This is a genomic window from Shewanella halotolerans (genome assembly GCF_019457535.1).
Lineage (GTDB): Bacteria > Pseudomonadota > Gammaproteobacteria > Enterobacterales > Shewanellaceae > Shewanella > Shewanella halotolerans.
Genome location: NZ_CP080417.1, coordinates 4,607,905 through 4,628,778, shown reverse-complemented (window position 1 = coordinate 4,628,778; position 20,874 = coordinate 4,607,905). Strand labels below are relative to the sequence as shown.

Below are 20,874 nucleotides of genomic sequence, written 5' to 3'. Positions count from 1 at the left end.
GGCTGGTGTGATTTTAGTGGTACGTAGAGACTAGTAATGCCAAGGGAACTTAGAGAAATCCTGATCCCGTTTTTCCAGGAAGGCATCACGTCCTTCTACCGCCTCGTCGGTACCATAGGCCAGGCGTGTCGCCTCACCGGCAAACAGTTGCTGACCCACCAAGCCATCGTCCGGCAGGTTAAAGCCGTACTTCAACATACGCATGGCCGTAGGCGACTTAGAGTTGATCTCTTTGGCCCATCTCAGCGCCTCGGTTTCCAACTCAGCATGGGGGATGGCGCGATTGACCATGCCCATGTCGAAGGCCTCATCGGCGCTGTAATTAAAACCGAGGAAGAAAATTTCCCGGGCGCGCTTCTGGCCAATCATCTTGGCGAGGTAGGCGCTGCCATAGCCCGAGTCGAAGCTGCCTACATCCGGGTCGGTTTGTTTAAATACCGCATGCTCTTTTGAGGCCAGGGTAAGATCGCAGACCACATGCAGGCTATGACCACCGCCTACCGCCCAGCCCGGCACGACCGCTATTACCACCTTAGGCATGAAACGGATCAGGCGCTGCACCTCTAAGATATGCAGGCGGCCCATGCGTGCCAAGTCGGGCCTATCTGTCTCTTCGCCTTCATATTTGTAGCCATCTTTGCCGCGAATACGCTGATCGCCACCGGCACTGAAGGACCATTGTCCCTTGGCCGACGGGCCGTTGCCGGTCAGGAGTACACAACCTACATCAGACCATTGGCGGGCATGATCCAGGGCGATATAGAGTTCATCGACCGTCTTAGGGCGAAATGAGTTGAGGCAATCTGGACGATCTATGGCGATACGTACCGTGCCCTGATCCTTCGCCCTATGGTAGGTAATATCTTCGAAATCAAATCCTGGCACTCGATCCCATAAGGAGGGATCAAAGATATCGGAAACCTTGTCTGTCATGTTCGTAACCCTATGTGTGTCGCATCGAGATGATGAGCCAAGGCTAGGCTCATTATGAATAGAGATCAATTAGGCTGCAGAAAACCGTGCGCTGGGCAAAGCTTTCTGTTGCCTGTGAGGGATTATCTGAGCTTGTCGCAGATAAATTGCTGGTTATCTTTGCTCAGCTCGTCAAAGCGATTGCTACTATTGCCGCAATATTTCTCGGTAAACTCGAGCACCGACTCTTTCGATTCGAGAATATTGTCCAGTGCCGCTAACTCTTTTCGAGTCAGTCGCTCGGCGATTTGCGTCTTAAACATCGCGATGTTTTTGTCGACGCGAATGATCTTGGTTCCCGTCATCGAGTCGAGTTTACGTTCGATACGCTTCATCAGGGCATCCGTTTGCGCGATGGGCTCATCGAGTTTGTCTGTCTCGGTCGCTAGATAATAGAGTAATCCTATCCCTGCACCTAAAATAATCCAGCCTCTCATTATTTATCCAACCATGGTGAACAATCAGTATTAGAAATGTATAATAAGCCAGTTTTCATGGAATATTAAAGCTGTAAGGCTGTTAAATATGAACGCAGAATCAAATAAAAAGGATTATTCCAAGGCTGAGCGGATCAAAATTCATCAGCCGGACGAGAATAAATCCGATCGTTTTAATCCCCGCAATCGTATTTATGTTAGAGCAATAGAAGGATTTTGGACTCAGCTACGTCGCCGCTTGGGCTGGGTTGCTATGCTCTTTTTCCTTATCTTGCCCTGGATCCCCTGGGGAGACAGACAAGCCGTCTGGTTTAATCTGGGTGAGCAGAAGTTTCATATCTTCGGCCTAACCATTTGGCCCCAAGACCTTACCTTACTCGCTGCATTATTAATGATAGCCGCGTTTGGTCTCTTTTTTGTGACAACTTATCTTGGCCGTGTCTGGTGTGGTTATACCTGCCCGCAGACGGTGTGGACCTTTATTTTCATCTGGTTCGAAGAGAAATTTGAAGGTGCCCGTAATAAGCGGATGAAGTTAGATCAGATGCCATGGAGTTTTAATAAGGTCTGGCGCAAGACCGCCAAGCATCTCTCCTGGTTGTTGGTGTCGCTACTCACCGCCATGACCTTCGTCTCCTATTTCGTACCGACTACCGAAGTCTATGCCGACGTCTTTAGTGGCAGCGCCTCGGGCGCCATCTATTTCTGGGTAACCCTGTTTACCGTGGCCACCTATGGTAACGCCGGCTGGATGCGCGAGATCATGTGTATCCACATGTGCCCATACGCCCGCTTCCAATCGGCTATGTTCGACAAGAACACCTTTATAGTGGGTTATGACACTAAGCGTGGTGAAGATCGTGGTCCCCGTTCGCGAAAGGCGGATCCTAAGGCCCTTGGCCTGGGCGATTGTATCGACTGCGATCTCTGTGTGCAGGTGTGTCCTACCGGTATCGATATTCGTAATGGTCTGCAATATGAGTGTATCAACTGTGGCTCTTGTATCGACGCCTGTGATACCACTATGGAGCGCATGGGTTACGACAAAGGCCTGATCGCCTACACCACGGAAAACAAACTCGAAGGCGTGAAAGAGAAGGTACTACGACCTAAGCTCCTGGGTTATGGCGCCGTGTTGGCATTCATGATCTTGGTCTTTATCTATGCGACGGTGACCATAGCACCTGTACGTATCGATATCATTCGCGACCGTAACCAGCTCTTTAGGGAAAATGATCAAGGTCTAATCGAGAACACCTTTACCCTGAAGATTCTCAATAAGACGGAAGCCAAGCATGAGTATCAACTCAGTGTCGACGGTCTGCCTGACTATCAGTGGTATGGTCCGCAATCTGTGACTATCGAAGGAGGCGAGGTGTTGACCCTGCCTGTGAGTGTCGCCGTGGATCCTGTAGGACTGTCACGTGCCATGACCAGAGTCGACTTCAAGGTCACCACGGTATTAGACGGTGAGACAGTCGAGGCGACCCAAGAGTCACGCTTCTTTAGCCAATAACCTGGCTGCGACTATTACTCACTAGTAGTAAAAGATAGTAAAAGGTAGCGAAAGATAGGAAAAAGGGGCTTTTTAGCCCCTTTTTTGTACGTAATGTCTGATTATTGCCCGCTTAGTCTTCAAAGTGTCATTTTCTTTCAAAAAGCCCTTGCGTAAAAGAATCGTCTCCCTATAATGCGCATCCACTGATACGGCGCAGCAACTTCTTCAACTGGTGAAAGCCAGATAAACAGAGGGGTTCAGCCTGGTCAGTGACTCGATTCCAGTCGCGGTTAAACGCAATGAGTTGAGTCGGGCAGAGAGTGGTTTAAGGCTTTCAAATGTCGCCTTCTGGTTAAAGAATCGACGCTTGAAAAACTTCTTAAAATTAACCCTTGACGCCAACATCGGGAAGTGTAGAATACGCATCCCTAAGCCAACGGCCCGGCGCCAACGGCGGCATCAACATACGATGCAATGCTCTTTAACAAGATAAAACAAGAAATCTGTGTGGACACTCACAGGTATTGAGTTAATCGAAAACGATTTAAATCTCAATGCAACGATGAGTGTTCATAGCAATATGTACAAACATGTAGATGATTCTTCCGAGTCATTTATATGAATCAGAATTCATTGAGTCGTTTGGCGAAAGCCAAACAAAAAAACTTTTAATTGAAGAGTTTGATCATGGCTCAGATTGAACGCTGGCGGCAGGCCTAACACATGCAAGTCGAGCGGTAACATTTCAAAAGCTTGCTTTTGAAGATGACGAGCGGCGGACGGGTGAGTAATGCCTAGGGAACTGCCCAGTCGAGGGGGATAACAGTTGGAAACGACTGCTAATACCGCATACGCCCTACGGGGGAAAAGAGGGGCTCTTCGGACCTTCTGCGATTGGATGTACCTAGGTGGGATTAGCTAGTAGGTGAGGTAATGGCTCACCTAGGCGACGATCCCTAGCTGTTCTGAGAGGATGATCAGCCACACTGGGACTGAGACACGGCCCAGACTCCTACGGGAGGCAGCAGTGGGGAATATTGCACAATGGGCGCAAGCCTGATGCAGCCATGCCGCGTGTGTGAAGAAGGCCTTCGGGTTGTAAAGCACTTTCAGCGAGGAGGAAAGGTTAACGGTTAATACCCGTTAGCTGTGACGTTACTCGCAGAAGAAGCACCGGCTAACTTCGTGCCAGCAGCCGCGGTAATACGAGGGGTGCAAGCGTTAATCGGAATTACTGGGCGTAAAGCGTACGCAGGCGGTTGATTAAGCGAGATGTGAAAGCCCCGGGCTTAACCTGGGAACTGCATTTCGAACTGGTCAACTAGAGTCTTGTAGAGGGGGGTAGAATTTCAGGTGTAGCGGTGAAATGCGTAGAGATCTGAAGGAATACCGGTGGCGAAGGCGGCCCCCTGGACAAAGACTGACGCTCAGGTACGAAAGCGTGGGGAGCAAACAGGATTAGATACCCTGGTAGTCCACGCCGTAAACGATGTCTACTCGGAATTTGGTGTCTTGAACACTGGGTTCTCAAGCTAACGCATTAAGTAGACCGCCTGGGGAGTACGGCCGCAAGGTTAAAACTCAAATGAATTGACGGGGGCCCGCACAAGCGGTGGAGCATGTGGTTTAATTCGATGCAACGCGAAGAACCTTACCTACTCTTGACATCCAGAGAACTTTCCAGAGATGGATTGGTGCCTTCGGGAACTCTGAGACAGGTGCTGCATGGCTGTCGTCAGCTCGTGTTGTGAAATGTTGGGTTAAGTCCCGCAACGAGCGCAACCCTTATCCTTACTTGCCAGCGGGTAATGCCGGGAACTTTAGGGAGACTGCCGGTGATAAACCGGAGGAAGGTGGGGACGACGTCAAGTCATCATGGCCCTTACGAGTAGGGCTACACACGTGCTACAATGGTCGGTACAGAGGGTTGCGAAGCCGCGAGGTGGAGCTAATCTCACAAAGCCGGTCGTAGTCCGGATTGGAGTCTGCAACTCGACTCCATGAAGTCGGAATCGCTAGTAATCGTGGATCAGAATGCCACGGTGAATACGTTCCCGGGCCTTGTACACACCGCCCGTCACACCATGGGAGTGGGCTGCACCAGAAGTAGATAGCTTAACCTTCGGGAGGGCGTTTACCACGGTGTGGTTCATGACTGGGGTGAAGTCGTAACAAGGTAGCCCTAGGGGAACCTGGGGCTGGATCACCTCCTTACCTATACGATTGAATTGATATTTGTTGAGTGTTCACACAGATAACTTGTTCTTGTTAGAGCGAGTGGCACGTCCGAGCGACGATGCTTGTTCTTTAAAAATTTGGAAAGCTGATAGTGTTAATGTGAAAGGGATGGCGATTTATCGCTGTTTGTAGCATTAGCGCGAAAAATAATTGAGTTCTCAAAACACACTTTAATCAAGTGACTTGAGTATTCTTTTGGCGAAAGTAGAAACCGTTAGTTGCGATGCGACTCAGATGAAACTCATTTGGGTTGTATGGTTAAGTGACTAAGCGTATACGGTGGATGCCTTGGCAGTCAGAGGCGATGAAGGACGTAGTAACTTGCGAAAAGCGTTGGCGAGCTAGTAACAAGCATTTGAGCTAACGATGTCCGAATGGGGAAACCCGGCACCATAAGGTGTCATCATTAAGTGAATACATAGCTTAATGAGGCGAACGAGGGGAACTGAAACATCTAAGTACCCTTAGGAAAAGAAATCAACCGAGATTCCCCTAGTAGCGGCGAGCGAACGGGGATTAGCCCTTAAGCCTAGAGGGTGTTAGTGGAATGTGTTGGAAAGCACAGCGATACAGGGTGATAGCCCCGTACATGAAAACTAACTTTAGGTGAAAACGAGTAGGACGGGACACGTGATATCTTGTTCGAATATGGGGGGACCATCCTCCAAGGCTAAATACTCCTGACTGACCGATAGTGAACCAGTACCGTGAGGGAAAGGCGAAAAGAACCCCTGTGAGGGGAGTGAAATAGAACCTGAAACCGTATACGTACAAGCAGTGGGAGCGGTTCTTGAGACCGTGACTGCGTACCTTTTGTATAATGGGTCAGCGACTTACATTTTGTAGCGAGGTTAAGCGAATAGCGGAGCCGTAGGGAAACCGAGTGTTAACTGCGCGTTTAGTTGCAAGGTGTAGACCCGAAACCCGGTGATCTAGCCATGGGCAGGTTGAAGGTTGAGTAACATCAACTGGAGGACCGAACACACGTATGTTGAAAAATGCGGTGATGACTTGTGGCTGGGGGTGAAAGGCCAATCAAACCGGGAGATATCTGGTTCTCCTCGAAAGCTATTTAGGTAGCGCCTCGAGCGAATACCATTGGGGGTAGAGCACTGTTAAGGCTAGGGGGTCATCCCGACTTACCAACCCTTTGCAAACTCCGAATACCAATGAGTACTACTCGGGAGACACACGGCGGGTGCTAACGTCCGTCGTGAAAAGGGAAACAACCCAGACCATCAGCTAAGGTCCCAAAGTTATTGCTAAGTGGGAAACGATGTGGGAAGGCTTAGACAGCTAGGATGTTGGCTTAGAAGCAGCCATCATTTAAAGAAAGCGTAATAGCTCACTAGTCGAGTCGGCCTGCGCGGAAGATATAACGGGGCTAAGCAATACACCGAAGCTATGGGTACTAGCGCTTGCGCTAGTGCGGTAGAGGAGCGTTCTGTAAGCCGTTGAAGGTGAAGGGGTAACCCACGCTGGAGGTATCAGAAGTGCGAATGCTGACATGAGTAACGATAAAGGGGGTGAAAAACCTCCTCGCCGAAAGACCAAGGGTTCCTGTCCAACGTTAATCGGGGCAGGGTGAGTCGACCCCTAAGGCGAGGCCGAAAGGCGTAGTCGATGGGAAACGGGTTAATATTCCCGTACTTCTGCTAACTGCGATGGAGAGACGGAGAAGGCTAGGCTAGCGCGGCGTTGGTTGTCCGCGTTTAAGGCTGTAGGTAGGGTACTTAGGCAAATCCGGGTACCTAATACTGAGAGTTGATGACGAGTCACTACGGTGATGAAGTAGTTGATGCCATGCTTCCAGGAAAATCTTCTAAGCTTCAGGTTAGTAGGAATCGTACCCCAAACCGACACAGGTGGTCGGGTAGAGAATACCAAGGCGCTTGAGAGAACTCGGCTGAAGGAACTAGGCAAAATGGTACCGTAACTTCGGGAGAAGGTACGCTCCTGTTGGTGATGAGACTTGCTCTCTAAGCTGACGGGAGTCGCAGATACCAGGTGGCTGCAACTGTTTATCAAAAACACAGCACTGTGCAAACTCGCAAGAGGAAGTATACGGTGTGACGCCTGCCCGGTGCCGGAAGGTTAATTGATTGGGTTATCTTCGGAGAAGCTCATGATCGAAGCCCCGGTAAACGGCGGCCGTAACTATAACGGTCCTAAGGTAGCGAAATTCCTTGTCGGGTAAGTTCCGACCTGCACGAATGGCGTAATGATGGCCACGCTGTCTCCAGCCGAGACTCAGTGAAGTTGAAATTGCGGTGAAGATGCCGTATACCCGCGGCTAGACGGAAAGACCCCGTGAACCTTTACTATAGCTTGGCACTGAACATTGACCCTACATGTGTAGGATAGGTGGGAGACTTTGAAGCGGGAACGCCAGTTCTCGTGGAGTCATCCTTGAAATACCACCCTTGTAGTGTTGATGTTCTAACTCTGGCCCCTGAATCGGGGTTGAGGACAGTGCCTGGTGGGTAGTTTGACTGGGGCGGTCTCCTCCCAAAGAGTAACGGAGGAGCACGAAGGTTGGCTAAGTACGGTCGGACATCGTACGGTTAGTGCAATGGCATAAGCCAGCTTAACTGCGAGACATACACGTCGAGCAGGTGCGAAAGCAGGTCATAGTGATCCGGTGGTTCTGAATGGAAGGGCCATCGCTCAACGGATAAAAGGTACTCCGGGGATAACAGGCTGATACCGCCCAAGAGTTCATATCGACGGCGGTGTTTGGCACCTCGATGTCGGCTCATCACATCCTGGGGCTGAAGTCGGTCCCAAGGGTATGGCTGTTCGCCATTTAAAGTGGTACGCGAGCTGGGTTCAGAACGTCGTGAGACAGTTCGGTCCCTATCTGCCGTGGGCGTTGGATGATTGAAGGGAGCTGCTCCTAGTACGAGAGGACCGGAGTGGACGAACCGCTGGTGTTCGGGTTGTCATGCCAATGGCATTGCCCGGTAGCTACGTTCGGAATCGATAACCGCTGAAAGCATCTAAGCGGGAAGCGAGCCCTAAGATGAGTCATCCCTAGACCTTTAAGGTCTCTAAAGAGCCGTCCGAGACTAGGACGTTGATAGGCAGGGTGTGTAAGCGTTGTGAGGCGTTGAGCTAACCTGTACTAATGACTCGTGAGGCTTAACCATACAACCCAAAAGGGTTTTACTGCAAAGTAAGTAATGGTTTACGAAAATCAAAAGAATACAAAAGTACTTGATTGAAGTCCGAACTCAAATTGACTCTTAAATAAAGAGTACAGCTTTCCGAATTTCCAAATTTGTCTGGAAACCATAGCATTGTGGTCCCACCTGATCCCATCCCGAACTCAGAAGTGAAACGCAATCGCGCCGATGGTAGTGTGGGGTCTCCCCATGTGAGAGTAGGTCATTTCCAGGCGCCTATTTATTCTCGAAAGAGAGTCGATAAATCCCCAGCACCTAGTGTTGGGGATTTTTTCGTTTAACAGCCTTTGAAATATCAACTCGAACATGGGGAATATAAAGAGCCCGAACGTAGTGAGGTGCATTTCCATGTGAAGTAGGGCGAATATCGCGATAGCGATGTGCTTATGAGCGCGAAGCTTTAGCGGAGCTGGCCATGACAGGCGCCTAAATTGCTCCCAGCAATTTATGGCACTTCCTACATCCATGTAGGTCGCGCGAAAGTGTTGCTTCACACGCAGCCCACAGCCACTTCGTGGGTGGCAGTTAAGTGCTCCACTCATTAAACTGCATTTCCGCCATCCATGGTGGTCAGCCCCCTCAGCTCGCAGCCTAGCTGCTTCGCGCTCCAGTCATCCATCAAGCTGCGCTTGATAAGCGGATGTCTGGAGCCCCCATGTGAGATTGACGGAGTTAGTTCTGATGTCTGGGTTGAAGCAGGCCATGACAGGCGCCTACTTCCGATGTCGGTCGATAAATGCTCCTTCTATATCGACACTTCCGCCATTCATGGCGGTCGTCCACCGCTGAGCTTGGCCATAAACTGCATCCTGCGTTTATGGCATTCGACACATTCATGTGTCTTGCCCCGGATCGTAGCTTAGCTGCTTGGCGCTACAAAGCGCCCACGTGAGGGCAGATAAACTGCACAGTTTAGATAGTCCTGAAGACAAGGCGATGGCATAAGGTGAATGAGTTAAAACACTTAAGTTCGCTAGATAGACGGAATTGAGATGTTATCTTACTTCTAGCGATAACGTCATTATCTGTATGGAATTCCCTATAGAACTTTAGCGTTTTTATCTCTTTTACTATTAGGTGGGGCCAAGCTTTATGAAATCTCAGAATAATGCTGTGATCTTAATGACTAACAAGCTACGCAAATATAGGTATAATGCCGTATGAATTGTCGTCTAGGATGTGGTGCTTGTTGTATAGCGCCGTCTATCACCAGCCCTATCCCTGGCATGCCCAATGGCAAGCCTGCCGGGGAGCGTTGCATCCAGCTAGATGAGCAGAATCTTTGCAAGATATTCGGTCACCCTGAGCGCCCGGCGCTGTGTGATCGTTTCATCGCCGAACCTGAAGTCTGTGGTTCGACGGCAGAAGAGGCACTTTGGTTGATTACATCTTTAGAAGCGGCGACCCAGTCTTAGAAGGTAGGTTATGCAGTTAACTCGTTATACAGATTTTGGTATTCGTACGTTAATGTACCTGGCCTTATCGCCAGAGAGAGAAACCCTGTTTAGAATCGCCGAGATCACCGAGGTGTTCGATCTGTCGGCTAACCATGTGTCTAAGATAGTGCACCATCTTGGTAAGGAAGGTTATCTGCAGACGGTACGCGGTAAGGCAGGTGGTTTTAAGCTAGGTAAGCCGGCGGATCAGATCAATATCGGTGTCCTGGTGCGTACGCTGGAAAATTCGCTGTCGCCTATCGATTGCAGCAAGCCCTATTGCCGTTTCTCGCCAGCCTGTCAGCTCAAGGGCGTGCTCGCCGAGGCGGTAGACGCTTATCTGGCCGTGCTAGACAAATACTCATTGGCCGATGTCGTCAGTAACCGTGACGAGTTAAGAGCTTTGCTACCGGATCTTACCATCCCAGTCTTAGAGCTTTAACTTAGCCTTTCTTAAGTTCGCCTATCTTAAATGCGCCTTGTCGCTGGTCGCGGGTTCCTTCTGTGCGAGGCGATAGGGCAAGAGCCTGGATGTATTCACCACGGCGATTCCTTCATCCGAGAGTCTGGACAGATTCGCCTTTAAGAAGCTGATGGTCTCCGGATAGGGGTGGGCGATCACTATGAGTTGCCCCTCTTTGTTCGCCCGCTGGATCAGCTGGTTAAATTGTCTCTCAAGTCCTTGCGGCGACACATCGTTGTCCAGAAAGAGTTGTCTTCTCAATAGCGGAATCCCCAGCCTGTTGGCTGCGTCGCTGGCCTTGCTGTATCTGGTGGTCATGCTGTCGACAAAGTAGTTGTCTTGTTGCTTCAGGCTCTCCATTAGCCAGGTCATGGGAGCGTCTAGTTGTGTGAGCAGACTCCCCATATGGTTGTTGACACCTTTGGCGTAGGGGACACTCTTAAAGGCGTCATCGACCGCCTGCTTGAGAGCCTGTTCGCTCATCTGATTGGTCAATCCGCCTGGGCCCATCTCCTTGCCATTTAATGCCTGCATGGGCAGGTGTAGCATGATCTCGTGGCCCTTGTCGTGGGCGATGGCGGCAAGCCTTTCGCCCAGAGGGGTATGAGGCAATACGGAGAGGGTGATGTCGCTTGGCAATGCCAACACCGCCTCGTCAGTCTGACGATAACCTATGTCGTCAATGATGATGGAGACCTGGGCGGCGAAGCAGCGTGGTGTGGTAAATAAGACAGCTAATAAGAGTAATAAGCGCACTGTTTTGGTTATTCACTAACTATTTGTTTTTATCCATGAGATCGCCGATTCGATAACCCTATCGTGGGCGCTCTCCTCATGGGGTGTTTGCTCATCGATTATAGGCATACTTTGTCCGGCAGTCATAGTCTCGCCCGGGATATTTATATCCGGCTCTATGCCGATGGAGTGTATGTCCCTGCCTTTGGGTGTGGTGTAGTGGGCTATGGTCAGCTTGATGGCATTGCCCTCGATAAGAGTGGGGATCAGGCTCTGCACCGTGCCCTTACCGAAGCTCTTTTCGCCGATCAGTGTGGCGCGCTTGTTTTCTTGAAGCGCCGCCGCCAACACCTCAGAGGCCGAGGCCGAGCCCTTGTTGATTAGCACGGTAAGCGGCAGCTTTGAGAACATGGTCTGTGGTGAGGCGAAGTAGTCTGAGTTGGCGTCGAAGAAGCGACCCCGTGTAGAGACGATACGCCCCTTGGCGAGGAAGATGTCGGCAATCTTGATCGCCTGATCCAGCAGGCCGCCAGGGTTGTTACGCAGATCCAGGATCAGGCCTGTCATGGGCTCATTTTGCCATTGGGTCAGCAGTTTAATGAGATCTTCCGTGGAATCATCCTGAAAACTGGAGAGCCTGATGTAGCCTATGCCATTGTCGAGCAGCTCACCCTCTACCGAGTTGACGTCGATAAGGCTAGGGGTGAGTGTCACGTCGAACAGGGCTTCCGAGTTGGCGCGGCTCAGCGACAGGTTGATGGCCAGATTATGCTTGCTATGGAATTTGATCTCCTCCAGCACATTGTCGAGCTGCTTGGCTGTTACCGTTTCATTGTTGACTTTGACGATGCGATCTCCGGGCTGAATGCCCGCGTTGGCGGCTGGCGAATGGGGAAAGGGGCTGATGATGGTGACCTGGTTCTGCTCTGTGGCTATCTCTATGCCGAAACCGAAGTATTCGCCCTTGTTGGCATCCTTGATGTCGGAGAAGGCCTGGCTGTCGAGGAAGTTTGAATAGGGGTCTAGCTTGCTGAATACCCCCTCAATGGCGGCCTGGATCAGATCTTCCTGAGAGATCTTGTCTACGTAGTAGGTCTCTACCGTGCTGATGATGTCGATGAGGAGTGGGTAGTTGACCTTGGGCTGGTATTCCTTGGCATTCTCGTGGCCAAACAAGGTGATAGAGAGGCCTAGGGTCAGCCCTAGGGCGACACAGGTGAAATAGCGGATCATTTGAGACATGGACGACCTCCCCATTACTCGGGGTCGTTGTCGCGTTATCGTCTACAGTATCTCGCAGGATCGACCGCTTGCCCCTTATGCCTTACCTCAAAGTATAGGCCAGGTTCTGTCTGTCCACCCGAGCGTCCGACCAGGGCGATGGTCTCACCCTTCTTAACGCTGTCGCCGGCATCCTTTAGCAGGGTCTGGGCGTGGCCATAGAGGCTCATGTAGCCCTTGCCGTGATCGACTACCATCACCATACCGAAACCCCTGAGCCAGTCGGCATAGATCACCTTGCCCGAGGCGATGGCGTTGATCGATTGCCCCTCTGGGGCGGCCATCATCACACCCTTCCATTTCACTTCGCCCGAACGTAGGCTGCCAAACCCTGCGCGGATACGGCCCTTGGTCGGCCAGCTAAGCTTCTGGCGGCTGGAGAGGCCTTCCATGCTGGGGTTATCTTTCATGGCCCTCAGCGCCTGTTCAACCACCCGCTTCAAGCTGGCTTCCTCTATCTGCAGTTGTTCCAGCTTGGCGCCGTGTGAATTGAGGGTTCGCTCTATCTGTTTCAGGGTCTGCTGACGCTGATGTTGTTCTTGGGTGAGGGCCTTGGCCTGCTGTTCCTGGTTGAGGATCAGCTCGTTGAGCTTGGTTTGCTGGGCCTTCTGCTCAGACTCGACGGCCGTCAGTTCGGTCATCGTCTGTTGCAGCTGCTTGATGGCGTCCATTCTCGCCTTGTTGAGAAATTGATAGTAGGCGAGGAGGCGTTCTATGGTGGCCGGACTCTGCTGATTGAGCAGCATCTTAGTGTAATCGTGGTTGCCTGCCAGATAGGCGCTGGCTAGCTGGTTGGACAGTGTCTTCTGCTGCTTCTGCTTGAGGGTATCAAGCTCTGCCTTGCGGCCATCTAGCTCGGCCAGTTTTTTGTCGGTTTGTGCCAGTGACGCCCTGGTATTGGTCACCTTCTTTGCCGCTGCGGCGATCGCCTGCTCATCTTTTTTCAGCAGAGAAATCAGCTTCTCGTGTTGGCGACTGGTGTCCTTGAGGGCCGACTGCTGGTTGCTTATCTGTTTCTGAATGGCTTCAAGCTCGGATTGACGCTGCTTCAGGTCGGATGCCTGCGCAGTACAAGAGAGCATGATAAAGCCAGCAAGTATGCTGGCTTTATAGAAACCGGAACGTTTAAGCAAAGAGTCGTTACTCGCTTAGGGTAATGATTGAGTGCCCTGTCATCTCTGATGGCACGGTTTGTCCCATCAAGGTTAACATGGTTGGCGCTAAATCACTTAATCTTCCGTTCGGTGCGATCTCACCCTTGCGTCCCACATAGATGAGGGGCACGAGTTCGCTGGTGTGGGCGGTATGCGCCTGGCCAGTTTGCTCGTCGGTCATCTGCTCGGCGTTACCATGGTCGGCGGTGATCAAACACTCACCATCTACCTTGGCCAGCGCCTCGACCACACGACCGATACAGGCATCGACCGCCTCACAGGCCTTGACGGCGGCATCGAAGTTGCCGGTATGACCCACCATGTCACCGTTAGGGTAGTTACAGATGATCACGTCATATTGGGTCGACTCGATCGCTTCTACCAGTTTGTCGGTCAGTTCGGTCGAGCTCATCTCTGGCTGTAGGTCGTAGGTGGCGACCTTAGGCGACTGGATAAGGATCCTGTCTTCGCCCTCGAATGGCTCCTCTTTACCGCCGTTGAAGAAGAAGGTGACGTGAGCGTATTTCTCGGTTTCCGAGATACGTAGCTGCGTCTTGCCGCTGTTTTGCAGCACTTCGCCTAAGGTGTTGACTAGATCTACCGATGGATAGGCGACAGGTGCCTTAATGTCGGCGGCGTATTCGGTCAGCATGACGAAGTTGATCTTAGGGGTTACCGCTCGCTCGAAGCCATCGAACCCTGGGTCGACGAAGCTGCGGGTGATCTGACGGGCACGGTCGGCGCGGAAGTTCATGAAGATCAGCGCGTCGTCGTCATTGAGGGTCGCAATCTTACCGTCGGCGTCTGTGATGGCCGAGCTGGCAACGAACTCGTCGTTTTCATCGCGGCCATAGGCGGCGTCGAGCGCCTCAACGGCGTCTTGATACTGGTGCAGCGCCTTGCCCTGGGTGATCAGCTCATAGGCTTGTGAGACGCGATCCCAACGGTTGTCTCTGTCCATGGCGTAGTAGCGACCAATGAGGGATGCGATGCGGCCAGTGCCTAGTTCGGCGAACAGCTCGTTGAAGACCTGCAGGCTGCCCTTGGCGCTTCTTGGCGGCGTGTCACGGCCATCGAGGAAGGCGTGCAGGTAAACCTGCTTGGCGCCGCGCGCTACCGCCATCTTACACATGGCCTGGATGTGACTTTCATGGCTGTGTACGCCACCGGGTGACAGCAGCCCCATGATGTGTACGGCGCCGTCTGCGGCGATCGCCTTATCGACCGCGTCGACAAAGGCTGGGTTAGTGTCGAACTCGCCATCTGCAATCGACTTACCGATACGGGTCAGCTCCTGGTAGACCACGCGGCCAGAACCGATGTTGATGTGGCCAACTTCCGAGTTACCCATCTGGCCGTCGGGCAGGCCGACATCCAGGCCCGAGCCTGAGATCAGGCTGTTGGGGTATTCTTTGTTGAGGCGATCGAGTACTGGTGTGTTGGCGTGATATACCGCGTTCATGTGGGTATTTTCACGGTAACCCCAGCCATCGAGGATCAGCAGTGCCAATGGGCGTTTGCGTGTCGTCATGGTGGTACCTATTAACGTTAAAAAGAAAACTAGAATTCTGAAATTGGATAAATATTACTACGTACAGGGGCGATCAAAAAGTGATTTACACCGATAGCCCTCATCGAGCCCGTCACAATTTTAGGGATCTCTCAATCTCGGCGCCCTGCCAGAGGTGAACTACATGCTGCAATCTGCAGGGACAATCGGTTATACTCTCAGCCCGAACAGTCTCTCAAGCCACAGAAGTAGGCCGAAAACTATGCAAGAATATATCGAATTTTTTAAAGCCAACCCTATGTTGAGTCTCGCCTGGGTGGGCTTGTTTGCTGCGCTTATTGTGAGCGTTTTTAAGTCTAGTATCTCGAAAGTGAAAACTGTAGATCATCAGCAGGCGACCTTGTTAATTAACAAGCAAGACGCCAAGGTGGTCGATGTGCGCTCTAAGGAAGAGTTTAAGAAAGGCCATATCGTCGACGCGATTAACATGCCTTTAGCAGAAATTAAAAATAATAAGACATCTGCCCTTGAAAAGTTTAAAGCCAGTCCCATTATAATGGTATGCAATGCAGGGATGACCTCGTCGCAAGCGGCTCAGTTGATGGTTAAAGCAGGTTTCGAAACTGTCTATAACCTCAAGGGTGGGATGAGCGAATGGCAACAAAATAACTTACCCGTTGCCAAAACCAAAAGATAACCCACACAAAGTTTGCTTTTATTAAGCATCTTTGATTAGAGTGTCATCTCTTATAAAAAATGGCTTAAATCGCCCATCTGGTGGGATTTAAGGAAATACTAAAATCGGGATGGTGGCTGAGGTCTAGATTAGGACTCGAGTAACAAAGGCCCTGAAGATGATTCTCCATACGGAACGAATCGAACAAAATTGATTAGGTAGGAAATTATGGCTGAAGCAGTAAATAACGAACAACAGGGTCCACAGTTCAACATTCAACGTGTTTACACTAAAGATATCTCTTTCGAAACGCCAAACAGCCCAGCTGTTTTCCAGAAAGAGTGGAACCCAGAAGTTAAGCTAGACCTTGACACTCGCAGCGCTAAGCTGGCCGACGACGTATATGAAGTTGTTCTGTCACTGACTGTTACGGCTAAAAACGGTGAAGAAACCGCTTTCCTATGTGAAGTTCAACAAGCGGGTATCTTCGCTATCTCTGGTCTGACTGATCAGCAGCTGGCTCACTCACTGGGTGCATACTGCCCGAACGTACTTTTCCCATACGCTCGTGAAGCGGTTGGTAGCCTGGTTGCCCGTGGTACTTTCCCACAACTGAACCTAGCGCCAGTTAACTTTGACGCCCTGTTTGCTCAATACGTGCAACAGCGTCAGGCGCAGGCAGAAGCTGCCGGTGAAGCAGCAGAAGCGAACGCTTAATTACGCATGAACAACACTGCCGATATAACGGTACTGGGGGCGGGCTCTTATGGCACCGCCCTTGCTATTTCTTTAGCCAGTAACGGACACAAAACCCTTATTTGGGGCCATGAGCCTGAACATATCGAGAACCTCAAGCGTGATCGATCCAATGAGGCGTTTCTGCCCGGTATCCCGCTGCCGGATCTTCTTATCCCCGAAGCCGACCTTGCTACCTCGTTAGCCGCCTCCAACAATGTGTTGGTCGTGGTGCCTAGCCATGTGTTTGGTCTGGTGCTTAAGCAGGCGAAACCGCTGCTGCGCAAAGATGCCCGCATCGTCTGGGCGACCAAGGGGTTGGAGCCAGAAACCGGTCGTCTGTTACAGGAAGTGGCGCGCGAGATTTTAGGTGACGAGTATCCGCTGGCGGTATTGTCGGGTCCAACCTTTGCCAAAGAGCTGGCGGCAGGCTTGCCCACCGCTATCTCGGTTGCCGGTACCGACGAGACCTTCACCAATGACTTGGTGGAGTTACTGCATAGCCCGAAACGCCTGCGTGTCTACGCCAACGACGACTTTATCGGTCTGCAACTTGGCGGCGCGGTGAAGAACGTTATCGCCATCAGCGCGGGCATGTCAGATGGCATCGGCTTTGGTGCGAATGCCCGTACCGCATTGATCACCCGTGGCTTGGTGGAGTTGTCTCGCCTTGGCGAGGCCATCGGCGCTCAACCTTCTACCTTTATGGGCATGGCGGGTCTGGGTGACCTGGTGTTGACCTGTACTGATAACCAGTCCCGTAACCGTCGATTCGGTTTGGCACTGGGTCAGGGTAAGGATGTCGATACTGCTCAGGCCGAGATTGGCCAGGTGGTCGAAGGTTACCGTAACACCAAAGAGGTCTATACCCTGGCTAAGCGTCTGGGTGTTGAGATGCCGATCACCGAGCAGGTGTATAAGGTGCTCTACCAGGGCGGCACGCCACATGAGGCGGCTAAGGCCTTGTTGGCAAGAGAGAAAAAGTCGGAGACGACTGACAGCGAATAGTGGCCATCGGCGACTCATGCTAAAAATAACAAAGGGTGCTAAAATAGCGCCCTTTTTAATACGCGGCCAAAAATGTTCCAGACATTTTTTGGCATTTCCCCCATCCGTGGGGGTCAGATACTTATCCCCGATCACCATAGAGGGTGAAAGAGGGGATTTAACACGGCCAAAAAATGTTCCAGACATTTTGGCTTGTCCCTTTATGTGGGGCTGCGTTCGGTTGCTATTAATTTGTTTGAGGCGGTAGTTAAGTGAAACATCATGACGTGATCATTATCGGTGCGGGTGCGGCGGGCCTCATGTGCGCGGCGACAGCGGGCTATCGCGGCCGAGACGTTCTGGTGTTAGATAACGGCAAACAGGCGGGACGCAAGATCTTAATCAGTGGCGGTGGCCGTTGTAACTTCACCAATCAAAAAGTGGAGCCGGCTAACTTTATCTGTGCTAATCCCCACTTCGTCAAGTCGGCCCTGGCGCGCTACTCGTCTCAGGATTTTATCGAGCTGGTCGAGCGGCACGGCATCGAGTATCACCAGCGAGATCATGGCCAGCTGTTCTGTAACGACTCGGCCAAAGAGATTGTCACCATGCTGCTGACCGAGTGCGAATGGGCGGGCGCTCAGGTGCAGCTCAGAACCGATATTCTCGCTATCAGCAAGCAGGATGACGGCCTTTTCAGGCTGGAGACCAGCAAGGGCGAATACCGCTGTGAGTCGCTGGTGGTGGCAACCGGTGGACTTTCCATGCCCAAGCTTGGGGCCTCGCCTTTCGGCTATCAGATCGCCGAGCAGTTTGGTCTCAAGGTGTTGCCGACTCACGCGGGCCTGGTGCCCTTTACCTGGCATAGTGAACAGAAGCAGAAGTTTGAGCCCCTTTCGGGTATCGCAGTGGCAAGTACCATTACCGCCAAAGATGGCACCCAGTTTAGCGAGGCCCTCCTGTTTACCCACAGAGGCCTGTCGGGCCCTGCTATTTTGCAGATCTCCAACTACTGGCAGCCGGGCGAGAGTATCTCTATCAACTTGCTGCCCCAGCTCGACGCCGCCCAGGCATTGAGTGAGGCCCAGGAGCAACATCCTAAGCAGAGCCTGCGCAATACCCTGTCGCAGTGGCTGCCTAAACGTCTGGTTGAGGTGTTATTCGACGAGGCGCTGCTCAACATGGCCCTCAATCAGCTGGTGCATGCTCAGCGCGATCAGGTTGTGGACAATCTCCATAACTGGCAGTTGCTGATGAATGGCACCGAAGGCTATCGCACCGCCGAGGTGACCCTGGGTGGCGTGGACACCAATGAACTCTCTTCCAAGGATATGCAGAGCAAGAAGGTGCCCGGACTCTACTTCGCCGGTGAGGTGATGGATGTCAGCGGCTGGCTCGGCGGCTTCAACTTCCAGTGGGCCTGGGCATCGGGCGTCGCCGTCGGTCAGGCGGTGTAGTCGGCGCGCGCCCTCACATTCTCCTCCTTTGACGCGAATATTGGCTGGGCTTTTGCGCTCGCTGGCGGTAACTTACCTGTTTAATAGGTTTTTTTGCGAGATCATGAATAAACTTAACTAGAGGTCATGGTCGTTTTGGCTGAGGAGAGTGGGTATTGTCTACATCCAGAGGGGGCTTTAGTCTGTATGCCGGCGTTAAGATGTCGGTGGCGTCTAGCGTCTTCCTGTTATTGCCCATCTACTTCGATGTGATCTCCCGGCAGTTCGCCGAGCCTGTGCTGACGCTCACCTATGTGGCCACTATAGAACTCATCGGTTTCTCGCTGGCTTCAATCTGCTGTTTCTTCTGGCAGCGAATGAACTTGATTTCGGAGCGCGGCGTCTTCCTGGCCCTGGCGCTTGTTCACTTTGGTAGCGCTCTCTGTTCCGAGGTGGAGTGGTTTGTCGTCTTGCGTTTCGCCGCCGGTTTCCTTGCCGGCATCTTGATCGTCCGCTGCTTCGATACCCTGTCCCGTGACAAGCTGCCCGATGCCGCCTTCGGCCGGGCGATCGCCATGCAGATGCTCTACAGTGGCCTGCTGTTTCTCCTCTATCCTCAGCTGAGGCTGCAGGGGGGATTCGATGGTCTCCTGGTGCTGTTAGCAGGCTTCTGTATGTTGATGGTGTTGCTGCCGGTGGATACCCGGGCGCAGCAGATGCCGGTGATTCAAGGGGTGAAGACGGGTAAGGTGTTTCTCTATACCGCGCTGTTTGCCATTTTGATGATCATGTTGGCCAATTCCGGTGCCTGGTCCATGCTGAGCGTGGTGGCGACCCGCATCGGCATCAGCGAGATAGATCAGGGGGTGATACTGGCGATCGGTACCCTGTTTAGCCTGCTCGGCGCGGTGAGCGCCTCGCTGTTGGCGAAATATGGCAATCGGCAGCGGGTGATCACCTTTGGGGTGTTGGGGCAAAGCATCGCCATCGTTTTGCTGTTTTCGACCCGGGATCCACTGGTCTATTTTGTGGCGGTGAGCTGTTTCATGTTTATGTGGAACTTCCTATTGCCCTTCTTCATGGGGGTGATATCCGAGGCTGATCCTGAGGGGCATGCGATTCGTCTGGCGGTGGCGGCCCAGTCTATCGGCGCCGCGCTGGCTCCGGCTGTGCTGCTCAAGGAGTGGGTGCTGTTCGAGCTGGTGATCTTCCTGCTGATCACCCTGCTGCTCATCATGCCTGCCATTTACAACAATAGTCGGCTCAAGCAGCCATAGTTGGCAGGGTTTCCATGGCATAAAAAAACAGCCACCTCATTAGGTGGCTGTCATGCTTCTGCTTAGAAGTAGTAGTTGGCCTGTAACCAGGTCACAGTGTCTTCCTTCATGCGGCCCTGAGGGGTATCGAAGGCGGCGGTGTATTCCACCTTGGCACCGACAGAGATGTTGTCGGTCACCATAAAGCCACCACCCACTTCAACTTGGTTGATGAAGGACTCGTTCTTCACATGGTAGGTGCTCTTAGGGTTGGCGTAGAGCCAGTGACCCGCGTCGAAACCATACATAGCATAGACACCGGCCTGCACCAGGCTACTGCGGTCATACTTGTCGTTCTCCAGCGGACGCTTGGTCTGGGTACCACCCAGGCTCAGCATGGGGAAGATGGAGACGTTGTCGCTAAGTTGGAACTTGTACATCAGGCCACCAAGTAGCGTCTGAGTGTCGGCATCGCCAATCACATCCACCGAGTAACCCAGGCCATCTGTGATATGGAAGTAACGGCCGCGGCCGCTGAAGTCGCCGGTATTCTTGTCGCGGTTCAGATCCAACTGATACATGTTGTTGCCAACACCCATCATGCCGGAGATCTGGTCAACATCTTTGCTGGTGGACACGCCCACTGTGCTGAAGCTGGCGGTTGGATCACCATAGTTGACTTTCTCTTCGGCTGGCGCCTCGGCGGCCATGGCGTTTAGTGACAGCAGGGCACAGGTGGCGACTGCTATGATTGAGGTTTTTGCGATTAATTTGCTCATAGTCTTGATCTCTAGTCTTGGTTGTAAAATGTACTGGCGTTAGTATCTCCGATGAGCTTTAATAACTAGAGTTAGTAAGTATCTTGTAATCGAATA

Annotated in this window: 15 protein-coding genes and 3 rRNA genes; 11 read left to right on the top strand and 7 right to left on the bottom strand. The window is 52.1% G+C overall.

The window, feature by feature from the left end:
* Positions 1–30 precede the first annotated feature (30 nt).
* Positions 31–933 (bottom strand): 1,4-dihydroxy-2-naphthoyl-CoA synthase, encoded by a 903-nt coding sequence (locus K0H81_RS20040; RefSeq protein ID WP_220059485.1) that lies wholly within the window; start codon positions 931–933, stop codon positions 31–33.
* 122 nt (positions 934–1,055) lie between these two features.
* Complete coding sequence (locus K0H81_RS20035) at positions 1,056–1,409, bottom strand: hypothetical protein (RefSeq protein WP_011867607.1); 354 nt, start codon at positions 1,407–1,409, stop codon at positions 1,056–1,058.
* Between the two features lie 88 nt (positions 1,410–1,497).
* Here K0H81_RS20035 and ccoG point away from each other — a divergent pair, with 88 nt between their 5' ends.
* The 6 genes from ccoG to K0H81_RS20005 all read left to right on the top strand — a co-directional run bounded on the left by ccoG (position 1,498) and on the right by K0H81_RS20005 (position 10,208).
* Positions 1,498–2,925, top strand: coding sequence for a cytochrome c oxidase accessory protein CcoG (gene ccoG / locus K0H81_RS20030; protein ID WP_220043771.1), 1,428 nt, complete (start codon positions 1,498–1,500; stop codon positions 2,923–2,925).
* Positions 2,926–3,576: 651 nt separating this feature from the next.
* Positions 3,577–5,121: ribosomal RNA gene (locus tag K0H81_RS20025) — 16S ribosomal RNA — on the top strand.
* 280 nt (positions 5,122–5,401) lie between these two features.
* A 23S ribosomal RNA gene (locus K0H81_RS20020) occupies positions 5,402–8,294 on the top strand.
* Positions 8,295–8,428: 134 nt separating this feature from the next.
* Positions 8,429–8,544 (top strand): 5S ribosomal RNA (rrf, locus tag K0H81_RS20015).
* The 16S, 23S and 5S rRNA genes sit together here, the layout of an rRNA operon.
* A 946-nt stretch (positions 8,545–9,490) precedes the next feature.
* Complete coding sequence (locus K0H81_RS20010) at positions 9,491–9,745, top strand: YkgJ family cysteine cluster protein (RefSeq protein ID WP_220059484.1); 255 nt, start codon at positions 9,491–9,493, stop codon at positions 9,743–9,745.
* A gap of 10 nt (positions 9,746–9,755) precedes the next feature.
* Positions 9,756–10,208 (top strand): Rrf2 family transcriptional regulator, encoded by a 453-nt coding sequence (locus tag K0H81_RS20005; protein WP_011867604.1) that lies wholly within the window; start codon positions 9,756–9,758, stop codon positions 10,206–10,208.
* A 21-nt stretch (positions 10,209–10,229) separates the two neighbouring features.
* Here K0H81_RS20005 and K0H81_RS20000 read toward each other — a convergent pair whose 3' ends face one another.
* Genes K0H81_RS20000 through gpmM form a run of 4 tightly spaced genes read right to left on the bottom strand, consistent with a single transcriptional unit; the run spans position 10,230 to position 14,930 of the window.
* Positions 10,230–10,985, bottom strand: coding sequence for a divergent polysaccharide deacetylase family protein (locus tag K0H81_RS20000; protein WP_220059483.1), 756 nt, complete (start codon positions 10,983–10,985; stop codon positions 10,230–10,232).
* A 15-nt stretch (positions 10,986–11,000) separates the two neighbouring features.
* Positions 11,001–12,206, bottom strand: coding sequence for a S41 family peptidase (locus tag K0H81_RS19995; protein ID WP_220059482.1), 1,206 nt, complete (start codon positions 12,204–12,206; stop codon positions 11,001–11,003).
* A 35-nt stretch (positions 12,207–12,241) separates the two neighbouring features.
* Complete coding sequence (locus K0H81_RS19990) at positions 12,242–13,327, bottom strand: murein hydrolase activator EnvC family protein (protein WP_220060906.1); 1,086 nt, start codon at positions 13,325–13,327, stop codon at positions 12,242–12,244.
* Between the two features lie 58 nt (positions 13,328–13,385).
* On the bottom strand, positions 13,386–14,930 hold the full coding sequence (gpmM, locus tag K0H81_RS19985; protein ID WP_220059481.1) for a 2,3-bisphosphoglycerate-independent phosphoglycerate mutase: 1,545 nt from the start codon (positions 14,928–14,930) through the stop codon (positions 13,386–13,388).
* Between the two features lie 241 nt (positions 14,931–15,171).
* Here gpmM and K0H81_RS19980 point away from each other — a divergent pair, with 241 nt between their 5' ends.
* The 5 genes from K0H81_RS19980 (at position 15,172) to K0H81_RS19960 (ending at position 20,020) form a co-directional block, all read left to right on the top strand.
* Positions 15,172–15,606: a rhodanese-like domain-containing protein gene (locus K0H81_RS19980; RefSeq protein WP_041406823.1), complete on the top strand. Its 435-nt coding sequence runs from the start codon at positions 15,172–15,174 to the stop codon at positions 15,604–15,606.
* A 207-nt stretch (positions 15,607–15,813) separates the two neighbouring features.
* Complete coding sequence (gene secB, locus K0H81_RS19975) at positions 15,814–16,302, top strand: protein-export chaperone SecB (protein ID WP_011867598.1); 489 nt, start codon at positions 15,814–15,816, stop codon at positions 16,300–16,302.
* 6 nt (positions 16,303–16,308) lie between these two features.
* Positions 16,309–17,328 carry an NAD(P)H-dependent glycerol-3-phosphate dehydrogenase gene (gpsA, locus tag K0H81_RS19970; RefSeq protein ID WP_220059480.1) on the top strand — a complete coding sequence of 340 codons (1,020 nt, stop codon included), beginning with the start codon at positions 16,309–16,311 and terminating at the stop codon, positions 17,326–17,328.
* A 251-nt stretch (positions 17,329–17,579) separates the two neighbouring features.
* Positions 17,580–18,764, top strand: coding sequence for a BaiN/RdsA family NAD(P)/FAD-dependent oxidoreductase (locus K0H81_RS19965; protein ID WP_220059479.1), 1,185 nt, complete (start codon positions 17,580–17,582; stop codon positions 18,762–18,764).
* Between the two features lie 155 nt (positions 18,765–18,919).
* Positions 18,920–20,020, top strand: a complete 1,101-nt coding sequence (locus K0H81_RS19960; RefSeq protein ID WP_220059478.1) for an MFS transporter — start codon at positions 18,920–18,922, stop codon at positions 20,018–20,020.
* Positions 20,021–20,082: 62 nt separating this feature from the next.
* Here the strand turns inward: K0H81_RS19960 and K0H81_RS19955 are convergent, their stop codons facing one another.
* Entirely contained in the window at positions 20,083–20,778 is a 696-nt protein-coding gene (locus K0H81_RS19955) for a hypothetical protein (RefSeq protein WP_144204094.1), read from the bottom strand.
* Between the last annotated feature and the right edge of the window lie 96 nt (positions 20,779–20,874).